Origin of the sequence: Mucilaginibacter aquaedulcis, assembly GCF_030409325.1 — a bacterium.
Lineage (GTDB): Bacteria > Bacteroidota > Bacteroidia > Sphingobacteriales > Sphingobacteriaceae > Mucilaginibacter > Mucilaginibacter aquaedulcis.
The window spans coordinates 995,689-1,019,414 of the sequence record NZ_JAUFPR010000001.1 but is presented as its reverse complement, the minus strand read 5'-3'; the positions used below and the strand labels follow the sequence as shown (position 1 = coordinate 1,019,414).

Genomic DNA, 23,726 nt, shown 5'->3' with positions numbered 1-23,726 from the left:
TGTCTGAACCACGATTAAGCGGATTCAATGATTACCTGGATTGGTTCAAACTGAATTACATCTCCCGGACTTTTGCTTATTGACAAAATTCTATGCCTGCACCTTATAAAGCGTTTCCGACATGTGTTTTATACCATCCTCATAACTGGTTGGTTTAAAATTAAAGGCTTTTTCAAATTTGCTGCTATCAAAAATATAATCATGATCGGTTTGGTAATACATTTCTACCGTACCCATCACCAGTTTATTAAACAGGCCTATAAGCCATAGCATCCATTTGGTAAGGTGCATGTATTTGGGTTTAACCCCATAAATGTGGGCGGCAATATCCAAAAACTGTTTGCCGGTTATAACAGGCGCGGTAGGCAGATGCCAGATCTGGTTATCGCTATCAGGGTTTTGGCCCAATAAAAACACCGCTTTGCCTGCATCCGGAATATAAATGTAGTTGTGCTTTTTGTTGGGGTCGCCCATCCATTGTGCCGATTCCTTTTTGGCATATTTGCTCAGTACCATCATGTCAATAAAGCTGTTGGTGGAGTCGGTTCCGTAAAAGTCAGGTGCCCGGGCAATGCTGGCGCGAATAGTGCCCGCCTTTACTTCGTTCATCAGCATATCCGCTATACCCGCGCGAATCTGCCCTTTAATGCTGCTGGGTTTGTAGGGTGTGCTTTCGGTCATGGGGCCATCAACCAGTCCATACATATAAACGTTATCAAAAAATATGAGGCGGGCACCGGTAGCTTTGGTAACGTTGATCACGTTTTGCATGATAACTGGCCACTGAACCTTCCATATATCTTTGTCGTAAACCAAACCTGCAACCAGGTAAATTACGGTTGAACCTTTAGCAGCTGCCAGTACTTCATCATAATTCAGCAGATCGGCCTTTTGCCAGGTTACATTCGCACCTGTAGTTTGTATGAGTTTGCGGCTTACTAAACGGATGGTTTGGTTAGCATTTATTAACTCCTGGGTGAGGGCATTGGCCACCGGGCCACCGGCTCCTAATATAGTATGCATATGTTTTTCGTTTTGTGTTTAACAAAGGTAGGAGGGCTTTGGAAGTCAAAACGTTAACAAAAGATAAGAATTATTGTGATTTCGGATTTGGGAATTTCGATTTCGGATTTTGTCTGAACCAGGATTAAGCGGATTCAAGGATTTTAAGATATTAATCGGTTTAAAAAAATCATAGCAATCATTTAATCTGTTTAGTCGTGGTTCAGACAAAACGCAGAACAGATCATTCGCTATCGCTCAGGATGGCAAACTTTTTTAGAATTTAGAACTTAGATTTTAGGGTTTAGATTTTAGGATTTCGATTTTAGAATTTCCCTCTCCATCATGCACTTATCTTCATGATCCTTCGGCGGATCCGTGAGAGCGAAACGGGGGTAATACCCAGGAAATTAGCGATATAATGCTGGGGGATGCGGTACAAAACCTCGCCACCTGTTTCCAGTAGTTTGTTGTAGCGTTCTTCGGGAGTTTGGGTGATGAATGAGGTAACCCGGTCCTCATAGCAAATGAGGTAATGCTCGGCCACAAGCCTGCAAAAACGTTCCATTTTAGCACCAATGATGTCATCGGCATACAGTTGCTGCATGTGCGCGTAGCTGAGATTTACGATCACGGCATCTTCCATGGCCTGTATGTAGTTGATGGCCGGTGTGCGAGTTAAAAAGCTTTTGTAGGAGCTGGCCATTTCATTCTCGAAGCTGAAATAGCCGGTTATCTCTTCGCCGTCTTTAATGTGAAAATACCGCACCGAACCTTTAACAACCAGGCCAATATAGTTACATACCTTGCCGGGTTCAGCAAAATATTTCTTCTTTTTGAGCGTGATGATCTCAAGATAAGGTGCCAGCACTTCCCACTCGGCATCATTTAAAGAAACGTAGGTTTCTACATGCTGACGGAATTTTTGAAGCGCGTTTAGCGTATCCATACCCTGTCTAACAAAAACAGAGCGGCAAATACCACGCTGGCAACACCGTTGGTAGTCATAAAGGCAAAGTTTACGCGACTAAGGTCATTTGGTTTTACCAGCAGGTGCTGGTAAATAAGCATGGCGCAAAAGAACGCGATGCCGATATAATATAAAAAGCCTACGTGCGTAAAAAACACAGGCATCATGATAAACAAGGCCGATAGCACATGCAAAAACGTTGATAGCCGTAAAGCGTTCACCTTACCCATATAGGCCGGGATGGAGTGCAGCTTTAGTCCGCGGTCAAAATCTTCGTCCTGCAGGGCGTAAATAATATCAAAACCGCTCACCCAGCATAAAACCGAAAACGAGAAAAACAAAGGTGTTAAGGCAAACTCCCCGGTAACCACCAGGTAAGCACCTATAGGAGCCAGCGACAAGCCCAAACCCAGTACCAGATGGCAAAGCGCCGTAAAACGTTTGGTAGCGCTGTAGCCCATCACCACAAACAAAGCCACCGGTGATAAGTAAAAACACAGCGGATTGATAAACCAGGTAGCAAGGATAAATAATGCGCAGTTAACCAATGTAAAGGTTAATGCCGCCGGGGCGCTGATGCGGCCAGCGGGTATATCGCGCTGTTTGGTGCGTGGGTTTTGAGCGTCAATATCGCGGTCAAGATAGCGGTTAAAGGCCATAGCCGAGTTGCGGGCAAATATCATACACAATATCATCAAAACAAGCTTTTGCCAGTCGAACCGGTATTGAGTAGTAGTAACAGCCAAAAAGAAGCCGATAAATGCAAACGGCATGGCAAAAATGGTATGCGCAAAGGTTACTAATGAAAGATATTTTTTCATGTTTATTAAATGCTCCCCTCTTGAGAGGGGTAAGGGGTGTGTTCTACTATATGCTGTTCAATTGTTCTTAATACGTTCGCTATGTCTTTTTTAACCTCGGTTTCACTAAACCGGATAACTGTTAAGTTGTATTTTGCAAGTTCCTCATCTCTTATCTGATCAGCCTCAACTTTTTCTTGATGATTGTGATAATTTCCATCTATCTCAATCACCAAATTTAACTCACTACAATAAAAATCTACAATATAATTTAATAGTGGCATTTGACGATGGAAGTCATATTCAAAGTATTGCTTACCTTTTAACTCTCTCCAAAGTAATATTTCGCCTAATGTACTATCCTTTCTTAGCTTACGCGCCAGATCTTTTAGTTTTGGATTGTAAGGAATGATTTTGCGGGGCATAATAATTTACTTTCTATTTAATAACACACCCCTGCCACCACACTTTCCGGCGCCCCCCCTCTCAAGAGGGGAACTTAGCAAGCTACCCACCATTCTCTCTTTCAAGAGGAGATGTGTAATGCGGTATTACAAAATTTTTATTGATCTCGTCTATAAATGCCAGTATCTCTTCGCGGCCGACATGGGTTTCTGAGGAGGTAATGAAAAAGTGTGGCGCTTCTTCAAATGTAGCCAACAGCGCTTTTTTAAACTTAGCTATATTTTGGTCTGTTTTTACACTTGATTGCTTATCGGCCTTGGTAAATACCAGTACAAACGACAAGCCTTTTTCACCAAGCCAATTGCAAAATTCAAGATCTATCTTTTGTGGTTCAAGGCGGCTGTCTATCAGTACCATTACGCATTGCAGGCTTTCGCGCTTATCCAGATAGGTGTGGATAAACTTATCCCATTTGGCCTTTTCTGTTTTGGAAGCCCTCGCGTAGCCATAACCCGGTAAATCAACAATGTACCAGCTATCGTTAATGAAAAAATGGTTGATGAGCTGCGTTTTACCTGGTGTTTGCGATGTTTTTGCCAATCCCTTTTTTCCTGTAAGCATATTGATCAGGGACGATTTGCCCACGTTTGAGCGCCCGATAAAAGCGTACTCCGGTTTTACCGGTGGCGGCAATTTGGATATCTGGGTATTACTGCAAATAAATTCGGCCGATTTAACAATCATGCTGCAAAGGTAGTATTTTTAGTGGTGCGTTAACAGCTTTAAAAAGATCAGGCTTTCACGTGCCTGCATACCATGCACTTGTTTTACAATGCGAAAACAAATATGAAAGCAATTATAGTTAAATTTGATGTTTAAACATGTAATATAATGAACGAATATAAAATACCCGCCCAAACCCGTATTGGCCACGTGCATTTAAAGGTAAGCGACCTGCAGCGCTCGCTTGATTTTTACTGCGGCCTGCTGGGTTTTGAAAAAATGGTGATGTATGGCGATCAGGCCGCGTTTATATCGGCCGGTGGTTACCACCACCATATTGGCTTAAATACCTGGCAAAGTAAGGGAGCGCCGCCTGCACCTGAGTATGCGCCCGGTTTGTTCCATACAGCTATACTATACCCGGAACGTAAGGATCTGGCGGTAGCTTTGCAGCGTTTAATTGATGCCAAATACCAGATCACCGGGGCATCGGATCATGGCGTATCTGAAGCCATATACCTGAATGACCCCGACCAAAATGGTGTTGAGCTTTACTGGGACAGGCCCAAAGACCAATGGCCTACAGATGAGGACGGGAACTTAACCATGTTTACCCGCCGGCTGGATATCGAAGGCTTGTTGAATACCATTAAACAGTAAGTCGTATTTAATATTATCTAAAAAAATCCCCACTGCCTGCAAAATAGGGTTTACAGGTTGTGGGGATTTGTTTATCCTGAACAAATTAATGGCCGGCCTTAACCTGCTCTACATAAGCAGGAATTAAACCATGGGCCTCCCTGTGCGTGTTGATAATGGCGGTTGAGTCTGCCGCTTGCGAAAGGCATACCACTACACCATCCTTTTCATTCACCCAATAGTTTATAAAGTTAACCCCGTACTTTTGCTGCACAGCCAGGTCTTTCTGGTGAGCCGCTGCCACATCCTTAGCGGTAACTTTTCCGGCGCCAAGCTTGTGTACATCCAAAAACAGGTTTTTACCTGATCTTAATGCCGCCTCTTCTCCGCCTTTTACCAGGTAGGTTTGGTCGGGCAGCAGGCCATGAGCTTCAGCATGGGTTTTACGGATGGATGCGGTATCGGCCGATGATGACAGGCAGTAAACGTTGCCTGCTGCTTCATCAACCCAATATTTTAAAAAGTGTACGCCGTATTTACCCTGCACTGCCAGGTCCTTGGCATGGGCCTTGGCAACGTCCTCATACTTTACTTTACCGGCTCCGAGGTGATGCACATCTATATAAAGATTTTCGGTTGTTTTTTTAGATGAATTAGATGAGCCGTTACCTGTAGCTGCATCTGACTGGGCGTATACATGGCAGGAGATCAGGATGGAAGTAAAGGTAACCGTCAGGACAAAAGAAATTTTCATAATAAATTGATTTAAAGGTTATAAATAAAATAATTCATTACAAATAGAGCCGTAATTGTGCAATAGGATATAAGAAGTTTTCCCTATTTTAGACTTAAAATCTCCTCATTTTATTTAAGGCAAACATGGAACTGATTGAACGGGCCGGATTTTTAGCCTTACTGCAAGCAAAGTTTGAAAACGTGGCAGAAGGCGAAGGGCATTGCATTATGATAAGCGGTGAGGCTGGTATGGGTAAAACATCATTAGTAAGGGCCTTTTGCCGCGAACGTAAAAAAGACAGCAGCATATACCAGGGCACCTGCGATGCCTTGTTCTCTCCACGCCCGCTGGCACCGCTTTATGATATAGCCTGGCAACTGGGTACCGATCTTGAACGCGGCGGCAGGGTTGCCGATAGGGCTGGTTTGTTTACCCGGTTTTTGCATGAGGTAAGTAACCAAAAGCAAACAACCATTATTGTATTTGAAGATATACATTGGGCCGATGAGGCTACGCTTGATTTTATAAAGTTTTTTGCCCGGCGTATCACCCAGATACCTTGCCTGTTCCTGCTTACCTTTCGCGATGATGAAATTCATTCGCGCCATCCTTTAAGAACCGTGCTGGGGCAGCTGCCGCCCGATTCTTTTACCCGTGTACAGCTCACTCCCTTATCGCGTGAGGTGGTTGATAAAATGGCGGGAGAGAAGGGGTACAACGGCGACGATGTTTATGCAATTTCGGGCGGTAACCCTTTTTATGTAAGCGAGATACTGGCCAGTTACAGCCCTGGTGTGCCTGATAATATTAAAGATTCTATTCTATCAGTATATAACCGCCTTGATGATAAAACGAAGCAGGTTTGGCAAATACTTTCGGTAATGCCCACCGGTTTGGAGGTTAAGTACCTTGAAAAAATGGAGCCCTGTTACGCCCAGGCCATTGAAAACTGTTTGGAGGCAAAGATACTGATACCTAATAACGGACTCATTCATTTTAAACATGAATTATACCGCCGAACCATTGAATTGTCCCTGTCGCCTTTTTTAAGGGTTTCGCTCAATAAACGGGTGCTTGAACTTTTCCTGGAAAGTTTTGAAAGCGGGCAGGAAACCGAACGCATTATTCACCATGCTAAAAATGCCAATGAATATGAAATGGTGGTGCATTACGTGCCCCTAGCAGCCAAAAAGGCGGCTTGTGTTGGGGCACATATTGAAGCATCAAAACTATACCTATCGGCTATAGAATACTACCAAGGGCATGATAAGGATGTGCTGATCGGGTTTTATGAATCATATGCCTACGAGTGTTATTTAACCAACCAGATTAAAGAAGCCATTGTTTACCAAACCAAGGCCTTAAACATTTGGCGAGAAAAGAATGATGCTGAAAAGATAGGTAATTGCATGCGGTTCCTGTCGCGCCTGTGGTGGTTTGATGGCAACCGTAAACAGGCCGAAAAGTATGGTAACGAAGCCATTGGGATACTAAGTGATCAGCAACCCTCAAGTGCCAAGGCTATGGCGTTCAGTAATATGTCGCAACTAAAAATGCTTTCCGGCGAACCGGCCGAATGTATATTCTGGGGTACGCAGGCTATAGAAATGGCCCAGGAGCTGGGTAACGACGAAATACTTTCGCACGCCTTAAATAATGTGGGTACCGTGCAAATGGAAATTAAGCCATCTGAGCAAAAAGGACTAAAACTGTTGCAGCAAAGCCTTGATATTGCATTGAAAAACTCCTACCACGAACACGCTGCCCGGGCATATGTGAACATGGCATCAAACGCGGTGAAAATTAAGGATTATGAGCTGGCAAAAAAAACCATGGATGCGGGTATAAGTTACTGCGAAAAAAGAAACCTCGATTCGTGGTCGGCTTATATGCTGGCGCACCAGGCCCGTGTAGATCTGGAAACCGGAAACTGGGATGAGGCCAGCCGCGTGGCAGAGAGCCTGGTTAAGAACGAAATGCACTCTCCAATTGTTAAAATTGGTGCCCTGGTTGTATTAGCCACCATAAAAATGCGAAAGGGCGATACCGATGTATTCCCTTTGCTGGCCGAAGCTAAATCAATGGCATTTGAAACGATGGAGCTGCAGCGCATTATACCAGCGCTGGTAGCTTTATTGGAATATGAGTGGATAACCGACAGCATCGTTATTGAAAAGGCGGCCATTGATACTGCCATCAGCATGGTTGAGCGCATGGGCAATATTTATGAAAATAATGAATTTGCCTTTTGGCTGTTAAAAGCCAGGAAACAACACATTCCGCTCCGGGAGTTTTATGAGGGATACCAGGTATATAATCCCTCTGTTGCTATGAAGGCCGCCGACCTGTGGGAGCAACTGGGTTGTCCTTATGAACAGGCACTCGCGTTATTTGAGGGCGATGAACCCGAAAAAAGGAGAGCCTTAATCATTGTTCAGCAGTTGGGAGCAGATGCTGTTTATCAAAAAATGAAACTGGAAATGCGCAGCTGCGGCATTAAGAACATTCCGCGGGGGCAACGAAAATCTACCCGGTCAAACTCGGCGCGTTTAACAGAGCGCGAGCTTGATGTATTACAGTTGTTAAAAGAAGGAATGCAAAACAAGGAAATAGCCGCCAGGCTTTTCATATCGGCCAAAACGGTTGATCATCATATCTCGTCCATATTGTTTAAGCTGGAAGTTAGCTCGCGGGCAAAGGCTGTTCAGGAAGCCATCAGTCTTAACATTATAAAATAGGGAATGGCGAAGGTTTAAATAGGGAATGCCCCCGTAATTATGCCGCGGTGGTGATATTAAATTTGTGATCACACATCATTTAAAATCATCAGCATGAAAAAATTCATAATTGAAAGGATACTACCCGGTGCGGGTAATCTTTCTGCCGAAGAGCTGCAGGCTATTTCTAAAACATCCTGCGCGGTGGTAAGCCAGCTGGGCGAACCTTACCACTGGATACAATCATTTGTAACCGATGATAAGATCTACTGCATCCATATAGCCGAAAACGAGGACGTGATACGTCAGCACGCCAAACTGGGCAATTTCCCTATCAATATAGTGGCCGAGGTTAAGGCCATCATTGATCCGCTTACCAGCAACCCGGTACAGTAAAGTTTACCATATACTCTCACAATACCCTTTACCTAAACATAGGCACCCTGCCTGGTGCTTATAAAAAAACAGACCGTATCAACTTTGGTTGATACGGCTCCTGTTTTAATTTTTTATAAAGATGATTATTTACTTTTCGGCCAGGTACTGGTTAAGTTGAGCAAATAATTTATCCTGATCTGAGGGGGATTTGGCATCCTTAACAGCCACTTTTCCGTTTTTGTTCACGATTAAATAATGTGGCATAAAAACCGCGGCGGTATCATTATTTAAAGCATTCCGGTACAGGTTGTCATAATCCTTATCGTCTAAAAAAAGGTGGTAACCGTTAACCTGGTATTTTTCAATCTGTTGTTTCCAGGTATACCTGTTACCACGCGAAATGTACAGGTAAGCAATATCATGGTTTGATTTGTACTTATCCTTTAACGGATGTGTAAAATTAGCAAATTCAGCAAGGCAGGAAACGCAGGTTGTTCCCCAAAAATCGGCATACACTACCTTCCCTTTAAAATTATCATTTACGATGTTTTGAAAGGAAGTACTTCCCGATTTAACTGTTAAAAATTGGGCGCCGGGAGTGTTGTTTATTTCAACTGTCCAGAAAAATTTTACGGCTAAAAAAAGTATAACCGTGCCCAAACCTGTTAACATTGGTTTAAAAGCAGATGGTTTTTCTTTTTTAGCGTAAAGCCTTAACTGGTAAACACCCACAAAAAGAAATAACAAGCACAGTACAGATTTTACAGCCATGAGCCAGCCTAATAGCTTATTGCTTTCAAATGCCTTATCCAGTATTTCGGCTTTTTGTTCCCTGGTATAATTATAAACGTTTTGGGTTGCGTATATAATTTGTTCCCAAACCTCTTTCTGCCACGAAAAATAATGCCAGCTGATATCCCATACTAATACGGGGATAAGAGCAAGCAGTATACTGCCTGCCCAAAAGTTTTTCGACCTGATCATGAGTCAGCAGCTTATAGCTCCCTTATCTTAATATCCTTAAAATAGGCTTTGTGGCCATGATCCTGCAAGGCTATAAGGCCGGTTTTAGCACTGCCATAATCCGGATGATCTTTCCATTTCCCCTCGGCCTTCTTCTTTTTCCAGTCGGCATTCCAGGCGGTAAATTCTACAATTTTAGCGCCATTGAGCCAATGTTCAACATGCCCGTTGTTAAATACAATTTTGCTGGTGTTCCACTCGCCAAACAGGCATTAGTTTTTTTTTATTGTTAGGCAGGTACATGGCATAATCGCAGCCGGTTTTTTGCCAATCTTCCAGTTTTTCGGGCCAGCCGTTATCATCAATGATCTGGTATTCGGGGCCGGTTTCATAAGTGGCCGGATATTTTGGGTCTTCAACCACGTGGTATAATACGCCGCTGTTGCTGCCTTTGTCAATTTTCCATTGCCAGGTAAGCTCAAAGTTGCTGTAAGCTTTATCGGTCACAATATCGCCGCCGGTATCGCCCTGGGCAGCGCCTAAGCACACCAGCGCGCCGTCAACAATTTCCCAGTTTTTAACGGGGCCCTTTTTGTTAAAGCCATGCCAGCCTTTCAGGCTTTTACCGTCAAACAGGCTTACCCAGCCGCCTTTTTTCGCAGTTGCTTTTTTTGCAGGTACAGGATTACCTACCGCCATGGCCGAAGCTTGTACGCAAACCAAGCCTGCCGCAGCCAGCATCAAACCAAAATTTTTAAATGAATGTTTCATAAGTTAGTAAGTGGTGAATGGTTGATTGAGTGAGTGGTTAGTGTTGAGTTGTGAGTAGGCATTTATGAGTAACGAATAGTTAGACAGGTCTTTAAATCCAACTCGAACAACCCAATACTCACAACTCAATACTTTTCACTCGCCAAATTATTTTTTAACCGTTTGCATTTTTTCAGGATCCCAGAACATGGGCGAATTGTTGTAATAGCTATCGTTACACAACAGGGCAGGGGCAGCGGCACGATAACCGAAAATGGCATCCTCAGTTACTTTGCCGTTGTTCCTGATAGCGTTAAAAAAGTTGTTCATGTGGTCGTAAGGGCCGCCTTTGTAGCCTTTTTCGGCATCAAAAACAATCTCTTCGGGCGGCAGCATCTTTTTGCGTTCGGCAAAACCGCTGCCTGCTTTTTTTAATTTATCCAGATAAAAAGGATCGTCGGAACCAATGGTTTTATTCCTTTTCAAGGTTACTTTATCCCAGGTAATATCCATTGAGCCTTCGCTGCCTACCAGTTTAAGGTATGTAGTGCCGCTGGTACCATCAACAAAGTTGCAGCGCAGGGAAAGGTTAAAGGCTGGATGAGCCTGTGTTTTGCCATAATCAAAAGTGCCTAAAAGCACATCAGGCACCTCGCGGCCATCGTTCCAGAAACGGAGACCACCCGAGGCATATATTTTATTTGGCCCAACTGAACCCGTAATAAAATGCAGGCTCGAAAACAGGTGCACGAATAAGTCGCCTGCCATGCCTGTGCCATAGTCGGTATAATTGCGCCAGCGGAAAAATCGCTTGGAATCAAAATCGCGTTTTTTAGTATTGCTGATATAGGTTTCCCAATCAACCGTTTTGGTTGAGGCATCCTCAGGGATAGGGTATTGCCAAACCTCCAACGGCTCGCGGCGTGCCCAAAAGCCTTCAGCATAGTTAAGCTCGCCTATGGCGCCGCTTTTTAACAGGTCATGCGCCTTTTCATTACCCAATGATGATACACCCTGGCTGCCTACCTGGAAAATTTTGCCGGTTTCTTTTTGCGCCTTGATCACGGCAGGGCCCTCGGTAACGGCATGCACCATGGGTTTTTCGCAGTATACATGTTTGCCGGCATGCATGGCATCAACAGAAATTTGCTGGTGCCAGTGATCGGGCGTAGCTATGATCACGGCATCAATATCCTTGCGGTTAAGTATTTCCTTATAAACTTTAGTAGTAAAAATATCGGCACCCCAGCGGGTTTTGGCATCGTTGAGGCGGCCATCGTACAGATCGCAAACGGCAACCAGCTTTACACCGGGCACCTGCAGGGCCACAATGGTATCCTGGGTTCCCATACCTCCGGCACCTATCAAAGCAATATTGATTTGATCATTAAGGGTATAGCCTAACTGTCTTTTAAGTATGGCGAAGGGTTTAACAGTGCTTTCGGAGGCAAAGAGGCTGGTGCCTGCAGCAACTGCAGCGGTGGTGGTGGTTAGTTTTTTAATAAAACTTCGGCGCGATTGCTCTGGTTTTTCTTTCATAGATAAGGAATGAATTTTGATAATTAATTAACTAAAGGCAAATTACACACCCCGGCTCATTATTTAAAATGAATTGTACGGGGCTTGTTTTAAATAAATTGGTTTTTAAAATTAATGAATTGACTTAACATTTACACAACGGTTAACTTAATACAACCAAATAAACTCAATCGGTATACATTCACTATCTTTGCTGTCATTATAAAAATGAGCAAAACCATAACTCCGTACAACGATCAGCAGGCTACCAAAAAAGAGCAGGTGGCCGATATGTTCAACAATATATCCAAAACTTATGATTTCCTTAATCATTTCATGTCATTAGGGATAGATATCATATGGCGTAAAAAAGCTATTAACGAATTAAAAAAGGATAAACCCAAACTGATACTGGATGTAGCAACCGGTACCGGCGACTTTGCTTTCGAAGCCCTGAAAATACTTCACCCCGAAAAAATAATCGGGGTTGATATCTCGCGCGGCATGCTGGATATTGCCGAACAGAAGATCCAGAAACGTAACCTCGGTCATAAATTTGAAGTAAAGCTGGGCGATTCTGAAAAGCTACCTTTTGGCGACAGCGGCTTTGATGCCGTTACCGTTGCCTATGGCGTACGTAACTTCGAGAACCTGGAAACCGGCCTGGCCGACATACAGCGGGTGTTAAAACCGGGAGGCAAAGCGGTAGTGCTGGAGTTTTCAAAACCAAAAGTTTTTCCGGTAAAACAGCTATATAATTTTTATTTCAATTATATTACACCGGGCATTGGCAAAATATTTAGTAAAGATGCCAGGGCATATTCTTACCTTCCGGAGTCGGTAGCAGCTTTTCCGGATGGTAAAAATTTTGTGGCCCTGATGGATAAGGTAGGCTTTAAAAATACCAAACACAGGCCATTGGCATTTGGCATTTGTTCTATATACACAGGCATAAAATAAATGAGTTTAAAACGGTACCTTATTGTATGTATACTTACACTTTGCGGCAGCAGTACGCTGTTTGCACAAGACCGGGTACCGGCCTGGGGCGGCGGTGCCGACCTGGAGGATTTTAGCTTTGGCTTCAGTTTTAGTTACGTAAGCAGCGATTTTAAAATTGTGAAGCAGCCTGATTGGCGAACCCCCTTTTTTGACACAGATCCCGGAGTAAATCATATTATCACTCCTGCATTAAACAGTATCAGTTCAAAAAGTTTACCGGGCTTTGCCGTTGGTTTTTTAACCCGCTACCGGTTAACCGAACACCTGGAAGCACGCATAACCCCATCATTGGTTTTTGCAGATAGAAACCTGACCTATACTTATGTAAACCCGGAGGTAAACCCTACCGTTACCAAACAGGTACAAACCACTACGGTTGATTTCCCGGTATCGTTAAAAATAAAATCAGACAGGATAGGCGATTTCAGGGCCTACATTTTGGGCGGCCTGAAATACTCGCATTCCATAGGTGCAAAAAAGGACGATACAAATGCCGATATGCTGGATAAGCTGGTTAAAAATAACAGCGGATACGCATCGTACGAGGCAGGCCTGGGCTGCGATATTTACTTTGAATTTTTTAAACTATCGCCAGAGATAAAAATATCCAATTCACTTGGTAACGTATTGCAACATGAATATCAGCCTTACTCAAACCCTATCAATAAGCTATCCCTGCATACGCTGATGTTCAGTTTGTATTTTGAATAAGTTATTGTCTTTATAAAGAGGGCTAAGGAAAAAATCCCACTTTCCCGCCGTAGGCGAAGAGAGAGGGGTGACAATCGCAGCGATGTCTGAGGGAGTTGTTTAGAATAAGCATGACCGCTTAACCAATCCCTTTCTAAAAACAACCTTACCCTGACAAGACAATAGTTTAAAGTAAAAAACATAATTTCGCTGCTATAGTTATTTATCTATCATGGCTAAAATTGCTTTAATTACCGGTGCAACCGCAGGCATAGGCCTGGCATGTGCCGAAGTTTTTGCCCGCGAAGGCTTTAATTTAATACTAACCGGCCGCCGGCTTGATCGCCTTGAGCAGCTTGCTGATAAACTGAACAAAAAGTATAACGTTGAAATTGCCGTATCATCATTTGATATCCGCAACCGTGAACAGGTAATTGAAAACCTGGAAGGCTTGCCTGCAAAATGGCGAAAGGTAAATGTGCTTGTTAATAATGCCGGTTTAAGCCAGGGGCTTGATCCCATACAAAACGGAAATTATGATGATTGGGACACCATGATTGATACCAATATAAAAGGTTTGCTTTATGTGAGCCGTATAGTATCAAACTGGATGATAGAGCATGGCAAGGGGCACATCATAAACCTGGGCTCCATAGCCGGTAAAGAGGTATATGCTAATGGCAATGTATACTGTGCTACCAAACACGCCGTTGATGCATTAAATAAAGGTATGCGGATTGATCTGCTGCCGCACGGTATCAAGGTTACGGCAATACACCCCGGCGCTGTTGAAACAGAGTTTTCTGAAGTGCGGTTTAAAGGCGATAAGGAAAGGGCAAAAAAGGTTTATGAAGGTTTTGAACCCCTTGTAGCGGCCGATATTGCCGAAACCATATGGTTTGTAGCATCGCGCCCTGCACATGTAAATATCAATGACCTGGTAATTATGCCAACCGCGCAGGCTACCGCAACTAATATATTCAGACAATAAAATATGCAGATATGCATATTTTAGATGTGCCGGTGATTGATTAAATTATTAATCTGCACATTTGCATAGCTGAAATTTGTACATTAAAAAAGAACACTACATCAATTAAAATACATGTCACTAATTACTCAAATAGATCAGGATATTAAATTGGCCATGCTGGCCAAACAGGCCGACCGCTTAAGGGGCCTTCGTGCTATAAAATCGGCTTTGCTTTTAGCTAAAACTGAAAAGGGCGCAGCTGAGGAGCTTACTCCGGAGGCAGAGATCAAGGTGCTTCAAAAACTGATCAAACAGCGCAAAGAATCGGCAGATATTTACCGTACGCAAAACCGCGAAGATCTGTACGAGATTGAGATGGAAGAAATGAAGGTGATTGAACCTTATTTGCCACAGCAAATGACCCGTTTTGAAATTGAAGGTTATCTTCAGGAACTTATCAGCAGGATAGGAGCAACCTCAACCAGCGATATGGGCAGGGTAATGGGTGCCGCTAACAAGGAACTTGCAGGCAAAGCCGATGGTAAAACCATATCTGAAGTAGTAAGGCAATTATTAGGTTAAGCTTTAATTTATTATAATTGTTGTAACTCATCCGTAATAGACTAATTTTATGGCGGATTTAATAAGTTTTATACCAGATTTAGTTTTGGTATAAAAAATTGAATAAATTAACACTGATATTTTATATGGATTTCGTGCTTAAAGAGGAACACGGTTTTAGTTACATCGATGAGGGCGAAGGTGAGGTTCTGTTACTGTTACATGGTTTAATGGGCTCATTGAGCAATTGGGATGATGTTGTAAACGAATTTAAATCAAGATACAGGGTTTTAATACCCATATTGCCAATTTATGATATGCCTCTTTTAACCACAGGTGTAAAGAGCTTATCAAAATTTGTACATAAATTTATAAAGTTAAAGGAGCTTAATAACATTACGATACTTGGCAACTCGTTAGGCGGGCACGTGGCTTTAATTTATGTTTTGGCCCACCCCGAAAATGTAAAGGCTTTGGTATTAACCGGCAGCTCGGGCTTATATGAAAATGCTTTCGGCGGTTCGTTTCCAAGACGCGAGAGTATTGACTTTGTAAGGGAAAAGGTACAATATACCTTTTATGATCCGGCAGTGGCAACCGATGAGCTGGTTAATGACGTATATAAGTTAATAAACGACAGGCACAGTGTGATCAGGCTGCTGGCCATGGCAAAATCGGCCATACGCCACAACATGAAAAAGGATCTGCACAAAATGAATTTGCCTGTTTGTTTAATATGGGGCAAAAATGATAAAATAACACCTCCGGAAGTGGCGGTGGAGTTTAATGAGTTTTTACCCGACTCTGAATTGCACTGGATAGATAAATGCGGGCACGCCCCAATGATGGAGCGCCCCGAAGAGTTTAATACATTGTTAACAGCATTTTTAGACAAAATAAAAGTAGGAGTTTAACATTATGGTGGCAATTGAACTGATAGCTGACGAAATACCCCCGGTACATACTTCTGATACCTTGCAAAAGGTTCATGACCGCATGGTAGAGTTTCGGCTCAGGCATTTGCCCATTGTTAATGAAGACCAGTTTTTAGGTTTGGTAGCCGAAGACGACCTGATTGTTGAAAGCGATCAGCAAACGGCTGTTGGCGCCCTGGCCTTATCATTGGTAAACCCCTATGTGCTGGAAGACCAGCACATTTATGATGTTATACGCATGTTTTATGAGCGCCACCTTACGGTAGTGCCTGTGCTTGATGCCAAAAGAAACTACCTGGGCCTTATATCTGTAAATGCCTTAACCGAATACTTTGCAAAAATTACCTCCGTTGACCAACCCGGAGGTATCATTGTGCTCGAGATCAGCAATAAAAATAATTCACTGGCTCATATGGCTCAAATTGTAGAGTCAGACAATGCCCAGATACTGAGTTCATACGTTCAAACTTTTCCCGACTCCACCAAGATGGAAGTAACGCTCAAAGTAAACAAACAGGATATCTCGGCCATTGTAGCCACCTTTTTGCGTTACGAGTATGATATTAAAGCTACATTTAATAATACCGACCACAATGATAACTCAAAGGATCGTTACGATTCATTGATGAACTACCTTAATTTATAAATGGTTTTTTGGTTCATTAACGCAGCTGTTTATCAATACCAGATTTTTATGATGTAGTTTTATATAAATTATGGTCTGATAAGCACTTGTTAACTAATGAACATCGCGAACCCATAACCCAACATGAAAATAGCAGTTTACGGCCGACCGTTTAATGATCCATCTGTAATACCATATATACAGCAGGTATTTGATAACCTGGCACAGCATGGCGCCGAAATATATGTACACTACCAGCTTAATGAGTATCTGCGCGATAAAATAAACACCGTAAAATACAGTGTGCTTGAAAGTACCGATTCATTAAAAGGCTTTATCGACTTGTTTTTTACCCTTGGCGGGGATGGTACCCTGCTTGATATGGTAACCGTTATCCGCGATTCGGGTATACCGGTTATCGGTATCAATTTTGGCAGGCTGGGCTTTTTGGCCAGCGTTAATAAAAATGATATTAATGCAGCCATACATGCCGTAATGAACAAAGAGTTTACTTTAGACAGCCGCGAACTGCTTGCCATTGATTCAAAACTGAAAATTTTTGGTGATGATAACTTCGCGCTTAATGATGTAACCATCCACAAACGCGATGATGCCGCCATGATCATTACCCATGTTTTTCTTGACGATGAGTTCCTGAACTCCTACTGGGGCGATGGTATCATTATATCCAGTTCAACGGGTTCAACCGCTTATTCATTAAGTTGCGGCGGGCCAATTATCTTCCCTCAGTCAAACACTATAGTGGTTACACCGGTATCGCCCCATAACCTTAACGTAAGGCCAATTGTGATACCCGATAGCAGTAAATTATGCTTTGAGGTAGAAAGCCGTAGTGCCAATTACCTGGTATCGTGCGATTCGAGGGTGGCTGTGTTGGATGAAACAGTTAAGTTTCATGTTCAAAAGGCCGATTTTCAATTAAATTTGATACGTTTAAATAACGAAAGCTACTTATCTACCCTTAGAAATAAATTATTATGGGGTCTTGACGCCCGTAATTACTAAATTTACTGGATGCCTAAATTTATAGCGTTTATATTCCTCCTGTTTATTTCTTATCACCTGCGGGCCCAAACCTGGGAAGTGGGCGGGGCTATTGGCGGTGCCGGTTACATTGGTGATCTGAACCCTAATAACCCGGTTAAAATAAGCGGCGTATCAGGCGATGTATTTGTGGCCCGCAATTTTGACGGCTACCTGTCGGCCCGGTTAAACCTGGGTTACGGCAAAATCAGCGCCGACGATAGTAAATCAAGCAGTGAACAGTTTCGTGATCGTAATCTGAGCTTTAATACACCCATAAAAGAAGCAAGCCTGATAGGTCAGTTTAATTTTATGAACTATATACCCGATGCCGGGCGTAATAAATATACACCTTATATATATTCGGGTATAGGCTGGGCGGCTTACTCTCCGCATGCCAATTACCAGGGCGATTCATACAGTTTAAGAAACTTAACAACAGAGGGGCAAACCAAGCCCTACAGATCGGGTACGTTGGTCGTGCCTTATGGTGTGGGTATAAAATATAACTTTAACGGTAAATGGACAGCCGGTGCCGATTTAGGTTACAGGTATACCTTTACCGATTATCTTGATGATGTAAGCGGCGTATATGCCGATCCGGCCCTGCTGCCCAATAACACCTCCCGCGCACTGGCCGACCGATCTCCTGAGGTTAATAAGCCACTTAACGCAATTGGCTCACAACGCGGCGATTTTAAAAACCATGATACCTACTTTTTTGTAGGCTTTACCATCTCCTTTACTTTCGTTACTCAGCGCTGCTATTACTAATTATTTTGTTATTGATAATAAAAACAAAATATAATTCTGTTTTTATACAATAGTTGAATTTTAATTCCGTTTAAGGTTTAAATAGCACCTTGCTATTGATCAATTATTAACCTTAAACTTTAAGTCATGGCCGAATTAAATTCATCATCTCCAAGAACAGGCGGAGCACGCGGACGCAAAAAAATGAATGTACGTGTTGACCTTACCGCCATGGTTGATCTGGCATTTTTGCTGATCACTTTTTTTATTATGACTACCACGCTGTCAAAACCGAAGGCGATGGATATAGTGATGCCGGTAGGTAAAGATCAGGGCGCAACAGCCGCCAGCCGCAGTTTTACCGTGTGCCTGGGCAAAAACAACCAGGTGATGTACTATTTGGGTGAAATGCAAAAGCCCATTATAACACCATCCATAACCGGGTTTAACAGGGATGGCATTCGCAAAACACTGCTCGAAACCAGTAAAATGGTACATGATAAAACAGGCAAAAGCATGATCGTACTTATAAAGCCCTCAGATCATTCAGTGTACAACAATTTGGTTAATGTTTTAGATGAGCTTACCATTACCAACACCCAGCAGTATGCAATAGTTAATATAGATAAGCATGATACTGATATATTGAAACAAAAAGGTATTTATTAATCGGGTAGGTATTTAAGGGCTTAAAATAAGCGTTCTAAGAAGCCGGTCATGAAAATTATAAGCTGATTTTCATGACCGGCTTTATTATTTTACCCATAGGTACTCATAATAACTGATTAACGAAATGCCAATTTTGTGGTTTTTTATATCATTTTAATACATTATTTATAATAACATTTTCTTTTCGTGCTGTATACTAAAAAAATACAAAGTAAGTTTTACCTTTGTACCCTGAAAAATCCGGCAATTTGAAATTTAAATGACGGAGTTTACGGGGTTATTTTTAGCGTTGATTAGTCTAAAACAAATATTTTATTAGACATCGCATTGATAAATAAACACAAGCATGTCTTTTACAAACACTCAAGAGCAGCTTTTGATAATGAATAGTATGGGATATTTGGATCAGATTGATTTGTTAAAGCTACCACGGCACGTTGCCATAATTATGGATGGTAATGGCCGCTGGGCAAAAGAAAAAGGCAAATTAAGGGTGTTTGGCCATCATAGCGGAGTAACCTCTGTTAGGGATGTCGTTGAAGGTGCTGATAAGTTAGGCATTAAATATATTACCCTGTATACGTTTTCGTCCGAAAACTGGAACCGCCCCAAGCTGGAGGTAATGGCTATTATGGAGCTTATGGTAAGCACCATTAACAAAGAGATAGCCGGGTTCATGAAAAATAACATCAAATTGAACGCTATTGGCGATCTGGATATGTTGCCCGAAAAATGTATCAGGGAACTAAATTCAGCCATGGAAAAAACTGCCGGGAATACCGGGGTGGTACTTACACTGGCCTTAAGCTATAGTTCGCGCCGCGAAATTGTGCGTGCAGCTAAAAACATTGCTGTAAAGGTTCAAAACGGCGAGTTGGATATTGCCGATATTACTGAAGAGGTTTTTGAGAATAATTTATTTACCGGCGATATGCCCGATCCTGAATTACTGATCAGAACAAGCGGCGAGTACCGTATCAGCAATTATTTATTGTGGCAAATAGCCTATGCCGAGCTGTATTTTACTCCTAAATTTTGGCCCGATTTCAGAAAGGAAGATTTATACGAAGCTATACTCGATTACCAAAAACGCGAACGTCGTTTTGGTAAGACAAGTGAGCAAATTAACTAAATTTTTACTTTTAACACTTTTTAACAACTGTATAAATTATTTTTAGCCCACTAAAATATTCGAATGTATAAATTTCTTTTTGCTATTCTTCTCTCGGTTTTTGTTACCACGGCGTTTGCCCAGGTATCCAATGTCCCGAGAACAAACCTGACAAAATCAATACCTGCCGATAGTTTAAGCTACCTGAATCCGCGGGACTATATTATTGGAGGCATATCTGTTAGTGGCGCTAAGTATCTGGATAAAGATATTTTGATACAACTCTCCAAATTAAACAAAGGCGATCGTATCAACCTGCCAGGCGAGCGTAACTCTGAGGTGATAAAGGCATTATACAAAGAGGGCTTATTTGATGATGTACAATTGAATATCACAAAAATTAACCAGGATACCATTTACTTGGAAATTGCCGTTTCTGAGCGACCGCGGTTATCACGTTTGCATATAACAGGCATCCGCAAGGGTGAGATTGAGGATGTGCAGAAGAAATTGAATGACAGAACAGGTAAAATTGTAAACGAAAACTTATTAAGCACAACTACTGCAATCATTAAAAAGCACTTTAATGAAAAAGGCTTTTTAAATACCACGGTTAAATTAACGCAACGTAAAGATCCGGGAGATGCCAACAGCGTGATACTGGATGTGGCTATTGATAAAAAGACCAAAGTAAAAATTAACGATGTTGCTTTTGAAGGCAACAAGGCATTTAGCGAAAAGAAATTAAAGGGCTTTTTGAAAAAAACCCGCGAAAGAAAATGGTATAACTTGTTTGGTTCAAAAAAATTCAAACAGGATAAATACGAAGAAGATAAACAAAGCCTGGTTGAATCAATGCAAGGCAAAGGTTACCGTGATGCCGAAATTTTGAGCGACTCGGTTTATGCTCATGATGCAACTACGGTTAACGTAAAAATTAAAGTTTATGAAGGCCCTAAATATTACTTCGGTAATGTAAAATGGTCTGGTAATGCTAAGTATACAACTGAGTTGTTAGATAGGTTGCTGCACGTTAAAAAAGGTGATGTATTTAGTGAAGAGGAGTTAAACAAAAGATTGGTTGGCCCAACGCCAAGTAATGACGACGTTTCATCTCTTTATTTGAACGATGGTTATTTAACCTACACTGCCGATCCGGTACAAACCAGGGTATATAATGATACCGTTGACCTGGATATCCGTGTATATGAAGGCCCGCAGTATACCATTAACCGTGTAAGCTTAAAAGGTAACGATGTAACCAACGATAAAGTGGTTATGCGTGAGATACAAACCAAACCAGGGCAAAAATTCAACAAAGAGTTATTGATCCGCAGTTCACGCGAGATTGGTCAGCTGGGTAACTTTGATGAGCAAAAAACCGAGCCTAAGCCGGTAAACATCAACCCGCAGGATGGTACTGTTGATTTGGTTTACAACGTTGTTGAAAAACCATCAGATCAGATTGAGTTATCAGGTGGTTTTGGTGGCGGCCAGTTGGTAGGTACACTGGGTCTTACCTTCAACAACTTCTCGTTACGTAATATCTTTAACCTGAAAGCATATAAACCACTGCCAAAAGGCGATGGTCAGAAGCTGAGCTTAAGAGGCCAATCAAGCGGAAGAACTTATCAGAACTTTTCCTTCACATTCTCTGAGCCGTGGTTAGGTGGTAAAAAGCCTATTTACTTCGCGTTATCAGCATATACACAAGGAAGTTCAACCGGTCAGTATTATCCAAAAACAAGCCCGTTATATAATAACTTACGTATTAACGGTGTTGGTGTAACCTTGGGTAAACGTTTAAAATGGCCTGATAACTACTTCCAGCTAAACTACTCGTTAAACGTTGACCACTATAACCTGGATAACTATACCGGTTACCTGTTCACCAACGGTACGTCGTTCAACATTAAGTTAACCCAGGAGTTAACCCGTAACTCAATTGATGCGCCAATTTTCCCAACACAGGGTTCAAATATTAAATTCACGGTACAGGCTACACCTCCATACTCGTTGTTTAATAATGTAAATTATAAAATAGCAACTCCTGAGGAGCGCTACCACTTTGTGGAGTATTACAAATTCAAATACGATGCACAATGGTTCTCTAAACTGGTTGGTAAATTCGTACTGATGTCGCAGGTAAGGTTTGGCTTCCTGGGCATGTATAACAAAGATGTAGGCCCTTCACCATTTGAACGTTTCAAATTGGGTGGTGATGGTATGCAGAGCTACCAGTTTTTACAGGGTAGTGAGATCATCGGTTTAAGGGGTTATCAAAACTTCTCAATTGTGCCTGAAGGCTCAACCGAAAATCAGAATACCAACACAGGTAGTACCATCTACAATAAATACACACTTGAGCTTCGCCACCCGGTAATTGCAAGTCAGTCGGCAACAATATTTTTACTGGCTTTTGCTGAAGGCGGTAACGTTTGGAATAACTTTAGCCAGTTTAATCCGTTTAACGTTAGACGTTCGGTAGGTGTTGGAGCGAGAATATTTTTACCTATATTTGGATTGCTTGGATTAGATTATGGCTATGGATTTGATAAAATACCAGGTGCACCAGATGCAAACAGGGGGCAGTTCCATTTTACAATTTCTCAGAGTTTATCCGGCGGATTTAATTAATTTGCACAGCGATATATGAAGAAGATAATTTTAATAGCGTTTTTAACGTTAACAGCATTTACAGGAGCTTACGCCCAGCGTTTTGCTTATGTTGACTCGGATTACATACTAAAACATATGCCCGAGTACGCTTCATCACAGAAGCAGCTGGCAGCATTATCTGATCAGTGGCAAAAAGAAGTTGATGGTAAATTTCAGGAAATTGACCGCCTGTACAAAGCTTACCAGGCCGATCAGGTTTTAATGACGGCCGATATGAAAAAGCGCCGCGAGGTCGAAATTGTTGATAAGGAAAAAGCCGCGAAGGATTTTCAACGCCAGAAATTTGGTCCCGATGGCGAACTTTCACAAAAGAGTAACACCTTGATTAAACCAATTCAGGATCGGGTGTCTAAAGCTGTACAAGCAGTAGCCGAAGGTGATAACCTGGATATGGTTTTTGATAAAAATAGCGAAGTAATGATGCTGTATGCAAATCCGCGCTATGATAAAAGCGCAGATGTGATTACAAAATTAGGGCTTAAACCCGGTGTATTTGCTAAGTAAAATTTAAAAGATAAAACAAACAAAACTATTATTAAACACAGAACAAGGAAAATGAAAAAACTATTTAAAGTTGCTTTAGTTGCAGTAGGAATGTTATTTGCGGGCAACTTTGCCAATGCGCAAACTAAAATTGGGCATATTAATTTTAACCAGCTGATTGACATGATGCCTGAAACCAAAACTGTAACTACTCAAATGCAGGCTTATCAAAAAACTTTTATTGATCAGCTTACTACTATGAATAATGAGTATACTACAAAAGGCCAGGAGTTTCAAAAAAATCAAGCTACCATGACCGATGCTATCCGTGCTTCAAAAGGACAGGAGTTACAGGATATCCAAAAACGTATGCAGGATTATCAGAACACAGCACAGCAACAAGTTGACGCTAAAAGACAAGAATTAGGCAAACCGCTAATTGATAAAGCTACTGCAGCAGTAAACACTGTAGCTAAAGAAAAAGGATACGCTTACGTGTTAGATTCTTCACAAGTGAGCTTATTGGTATCTCCGGATGCTGATGACCTGATGGCAGCAGTAAAAGCTAAATTAGGCTTAAAATAATAATCAATTATTAGT

The 23,726-nt window shown here is 42.0% G+C and carries 26 protein-coding genes; 16 read left to right on the top strand and 10 right to left on the bottom strand.

Annotation, left to right across the window (positions count from 1 at the left end):
* Window positions 1-90: 90 nt before the first annotated feature.
* The 5 genes from QWZ01_RS04270 to yihA all read right to left on the bottom strand — a co-directional run bounded on the left by QWZ01_RS04270 (window position 91) and on the right by yihA (window position 3,921).
* Window positions 91-1,023, bottom strand: coding sequence for an NAD-dependent epimerase/dehydratase family protein (locus QWZ01_RS04270; RefSeq protein WP_290321994.1), 933 nt, complete (start codon window positions 1,021-1,023; stop codon window positions 91-93).
* Window positions 1,024-1,345: 322 nt separating this feature from the next.
* Window positions 1,346-1,951 carry a Crp/Fnr family transcriptional regulator gene (locus QWZ01_RS04265; RefSeq protein WP_290321993.1) on the bottom strand — a complete coding sequence of 202 codons (606 nt, stop codon included), beginning with the start codon at window positions 1,949-1,951 and terminating at the stop codon, window positions 1,346-1,348.
* Window positions 1,939-2,793, bottom strand: coding sequence for a UbiA-like polyprenyltransferase (locus QWZ01_RS04260; protein WP_290321992.1), 855 nt, complete (start codon window positions 2,791-2,793; stop codon window positions 1,939-1,941). Before QWZ01_RS04260 ends, QWZ01_RS04265 begins: the two co-directional genes overlap by 13 nt.
* 5 nt (window positions 2,794-2,798) lie before the next feature.
* Window positions 2,799-3,197 (bottom strand): endonuclease domain-containing protein, encoded by a 399-nt coding sequence (locus QWZ01_RS04255; RefSeq protein ID WP_290321991.1) that lies wholly within the window; start codon window positions 3,195-3,197, stop codon window positions 2,799-2,801.
* Window positions 3,198-3,279: 82 nt separating this feature from the next.
* Window positions 3,280-3,921 (bottom strand): ribosome biogenesis GTP-binding protein YihA/YsxC, encoded by a 642-nt coding sequence (yihA, locus tag QWZ01_RS04250; protein ID WP_290321990.1) that lies wholly within the window; start codon window positions 3,919-3,921, stop codon window positions 3,280-3,282.
* Window positions 3,922-4,068: 147 nt separating this feature from the next.
* Between yihA and QWZ01_RS04245 the strand changes: the two genes are divergently transcribed.
* Entirely contained in the window at window positions 4,069-4,560 is a 492-nt protein-coding gene (locus QWZ01_RS04245; RefSeq protein ID WP_290321989.1) for a VOC family protein, read from the top strand.
* Between the two features lie 85 nt (window positions 4,561-4,645).
* On the opposite strand, the gene QWZ01_RS04240 is transcribed toward QWZ01_RS04245, so the two are convergent.
* The gene (locus tag QWZ01_RS04240) at window positions 4,646-5,293 is read right to left on the bottom strand and encodes a DUF4242 domain-containing protein (RefSeq protein WP_290321988.1); all 648 of its coding nucleotides are present in this window, start codon (window positions 5,291-5,293) and stop codon (window positions 4,646-4,648) included.
* 125 nt (window positions 5,294-5,418) lie between these two features.
* Here QWZ01_RS04240 and QWZ01_RS04235 point away from each other — a divergent pair, with 125 nt between their 5' ends.
* Window positions 5,419-8,013: a helix-turn-helix transcriptional regulator gene (locus QWZ01_RS04235; protein ID WP_290321987.1), complete on the top strand. Its 2,595-nt coding sequence runs from the start codon at window positions 5,419-5,421 to the stop codon at window positions 8,011-8,013.
* Window positions 8,014-8,106: 93 nt separating this feature from the next.
* The gene (locus QWZ01_RS04230; protein ID WP_290321986.1) at window positions 8,107-8,388 is read left to right on the top strand and encodes a DUF4242 domain-containing protein; all 282 of its coding nucleotides are present in this window, start codon (window positions 8,107-8,109) and stop codon (window positions 8,386-8,388) included.
* 129 nt (window positions 8,389-8,517) lie between these two features.
* Here QWZ01_RS04230 and QWZ01_RS04225 read toward each other — a convergent pair whose 3' ends face one another.
* From QWZ01_RS04225 to QWZ01_RS04215, 4 genes are all read right to left on the bottom strand, one after another.
* Window positions 8,518-9,354 (bottom strand): TlpA family protein disulfide reductase, encoded by an 837-nt coding sequence (locus QWZ01_RS04225; RefSeq protein WP_290321985.1) that lies wholly within the window; start codon window positions 9,352-9,354, stop codon window positions 8,518-8,520.
* A gap of 11 nt (window positions 9,355-9,365) precedes the next feature.
* Window positions 9,366-9,575, bottom strand: a complete 210-nt coding sequence (locus tag QWZ01_RS25985) for a 3-keto-alpha-glucoside-1,2-lyase-like domain-containing protein (RefSeq protein WP_353959385.1) — start codon at window positions 9,573-9,575, stop codon at window positions 9,366-9,368.
* Window positions 9,565-10,104 (bottom strand): 3-keto-disaccharide hydrolase, encoded by a 540-nt coding sequence (locus QWZ01_RS04220; RefSeq protein WP_290321984.1) that lies wholly within the window; start codon window positions 10,102-10,104, stop codon window positions 9,565-9,567. Before QWZ01_RS04220 ends, QWZ01_RS25985 begins: the two co-directional genes overlap by 11 nt.
* A 147-nt stretch (window positions 10,105-10,251) precedes the next feature.
* Window positions 10,252-11,622: a Gfo/Idh/MocA family protein gene (locus QWZ01_RS04215; RefSeq protein ID WP_290321983.1), complete on the bottom strand. Its 1,371-nt coding sequence runs from the start codon at window positions 11,620-11,622 to the stop codon at window positions 10,252-10,254.
* A 207-nt stretch (window positions 11,623-11,829) separates the two neighbouring features.
* On the opposite strand from QWZ01_RS04215, the gene ubiE reads away from it, so the two are divergent.
* From ubiE to QWZ01_RS04150, 13 genes are all read left to right on the top strand, one after another.
* Complete coding sequence (gene ubiE, locus QWZ01_RS04210) at window positions 11,830-12,561, top strand: bifunctional demethylmenaquinone methyltransferase/2-methoxy-6-polyprenyl-1,4-benzoquinol methylase UbiE (protein WP_290321982.1); 732 nt, start codon at window positions 11,830-11,832, stop codon at window positions 12,559-12,561.
* Window positions 12,562-13,314 carry a type IX secretion/gliding motility protein PorT/SprT gene (porT, locus tag QWZ01_RS04205; RefSeq protein ID WP_290321981.1) on the top strand — a complete coding sequence of 251 codons (753 nt, stop codon included), beginning with the start codon at window positions 12,562-12,564 and terminating at the stop codon, window positions 13,312-13,314. It abuts the gene before it with no gap.
* Window positions 13,315-13,525: 211 nt separating this feature from the next.
* Entirely contained in the window at window positions 13,526-14,284 is a 759-nt protein-coding gene (locus QWZ01_RS04200) for an SDR family oxidoreductase (protein ID WP_290321980.1), read from the top strand.
* A 114-nt stretch (window positions 14,285-14,398) separates the two neighbouring features.
* Entirely contained in the window at window positions 14,399-14,848 is a 450-nt protein-coding gene (locus tag QWZ01_RS04195) for a GatB/YqeY domain-containing protein (protein WP_290321979.1), read from the top strand.
* A 125-nt stretch (window positions 14,849-14,973) separates the two neighbouring features.
* Complete coding sequence (locus tag QWZ01_RS04190; protein WP_290321978.1) at window positions 14,974-15,741, top strand: alpha/beta fold hydrolase; 768 nt, start codon at window positions 14,974-14,976, stop codon at window positions 15,739-15,741.
* Between the two features lie 4 nt (window positions 15,742-15,745).
* Window positions 15,746-16,408, top strand: coding sequence for a CBS domain-containing protein (locus tag QWZ01_RS04185; RefSeq protein WP_290321977.1), 663 nt, complete (start codon window positions 15,746-15,748; stop codon window positions 16,406-16,408).
* Between the two features lie 123 nt (window positions 16,409-16,531).
* Window positions 16,532-17,413 carry an NAD kinase gene (locus QWZ01_RS04180; RefSeq protein ID WP_290321976.1) on the top strand — a complete coding sequence of 294 codons (882 nt, stop codon included), beginning with the start codon at window positions 16,532-16,534 and terminating at the stop codon, window positions 17,411-17,413.
* A gap of 9 nt (window positions 17,414-17,422) precedes the next feature.
* On the top strand, window positions 17,423-18,205 hold the full coding sequence (porG, locus tag QWZ01_RS04175; RefSeq protein ID WP_290321975.1) for a type IX secretion system protein PorG: 783 nt from the start codon (window positions 17,423-17,425) through the stop codon (window positions 18,203-18,205).
* Between the two features lie 126 nt (window positions 18,206-18,331).
* Entirely contained in the window at window positions 18,332-18,853 is a 522-nt protein-coding gene (locus QWZ01_RS04170) for an ExbD/TolR family protein (protein WP_290321974.1), read from the top strand.
* Between the two features lie 391 nt (window positions 18,854-19,244).
* Window positions 19,245-19,985 (top strand): undecaprenyl pyrophosphate synthase, encoded by a 741-nt coding sequence (uppS, locus tag QWZ01_RS04165; RefSeq protein ID WP_290322082.1) that lies wholly within the window; start codon window positions 19,245-19,247, stop codon window positions 19,983-19,985.
* Window positions 19,986-20,048: 63 nt separating this feature from the next.
* Window positions 20,049-22,601: an outer membrane protein assembly factor BamA gene (gene bamA / locus QWZ01_RS04160; protein ID WP_290321973.1), complete on the top strand. Its 2,553-nt coding sequence runs from the start codon at window positions 20,049-20,051 to the stop codon at window positions 22,599-22,601.
* Between the two features lie 15 nt (window positions 22,602-22,616).
* Window positions 22,617-23,147, top strand: a complete 531-nt coding sequence (locus tag QWZ01_RS04155; protein WP_290321972.1) for an OmpH/Skp family outer membrane protein — start codon at window positions 22,617-22,619, stop codon at window positions 23,145-23,147.
* A gap of 51 nt (window positions 23,148-23,198) precedes the next feature.
* On the top strand, window positions 23,199-23,711 hold the full coding sequence (locus tag QWZ01_RS04150; RefSeq protein WP_290321971.1) for an OmpH/Skp family outer membrane protein: 513 nt from the start codon (window positions 23,199-23,201) through the stop codon (window positions 23,709-23,711).
* Window positions 23,712-23,726 lie beyond the last annotated feature (15 nt).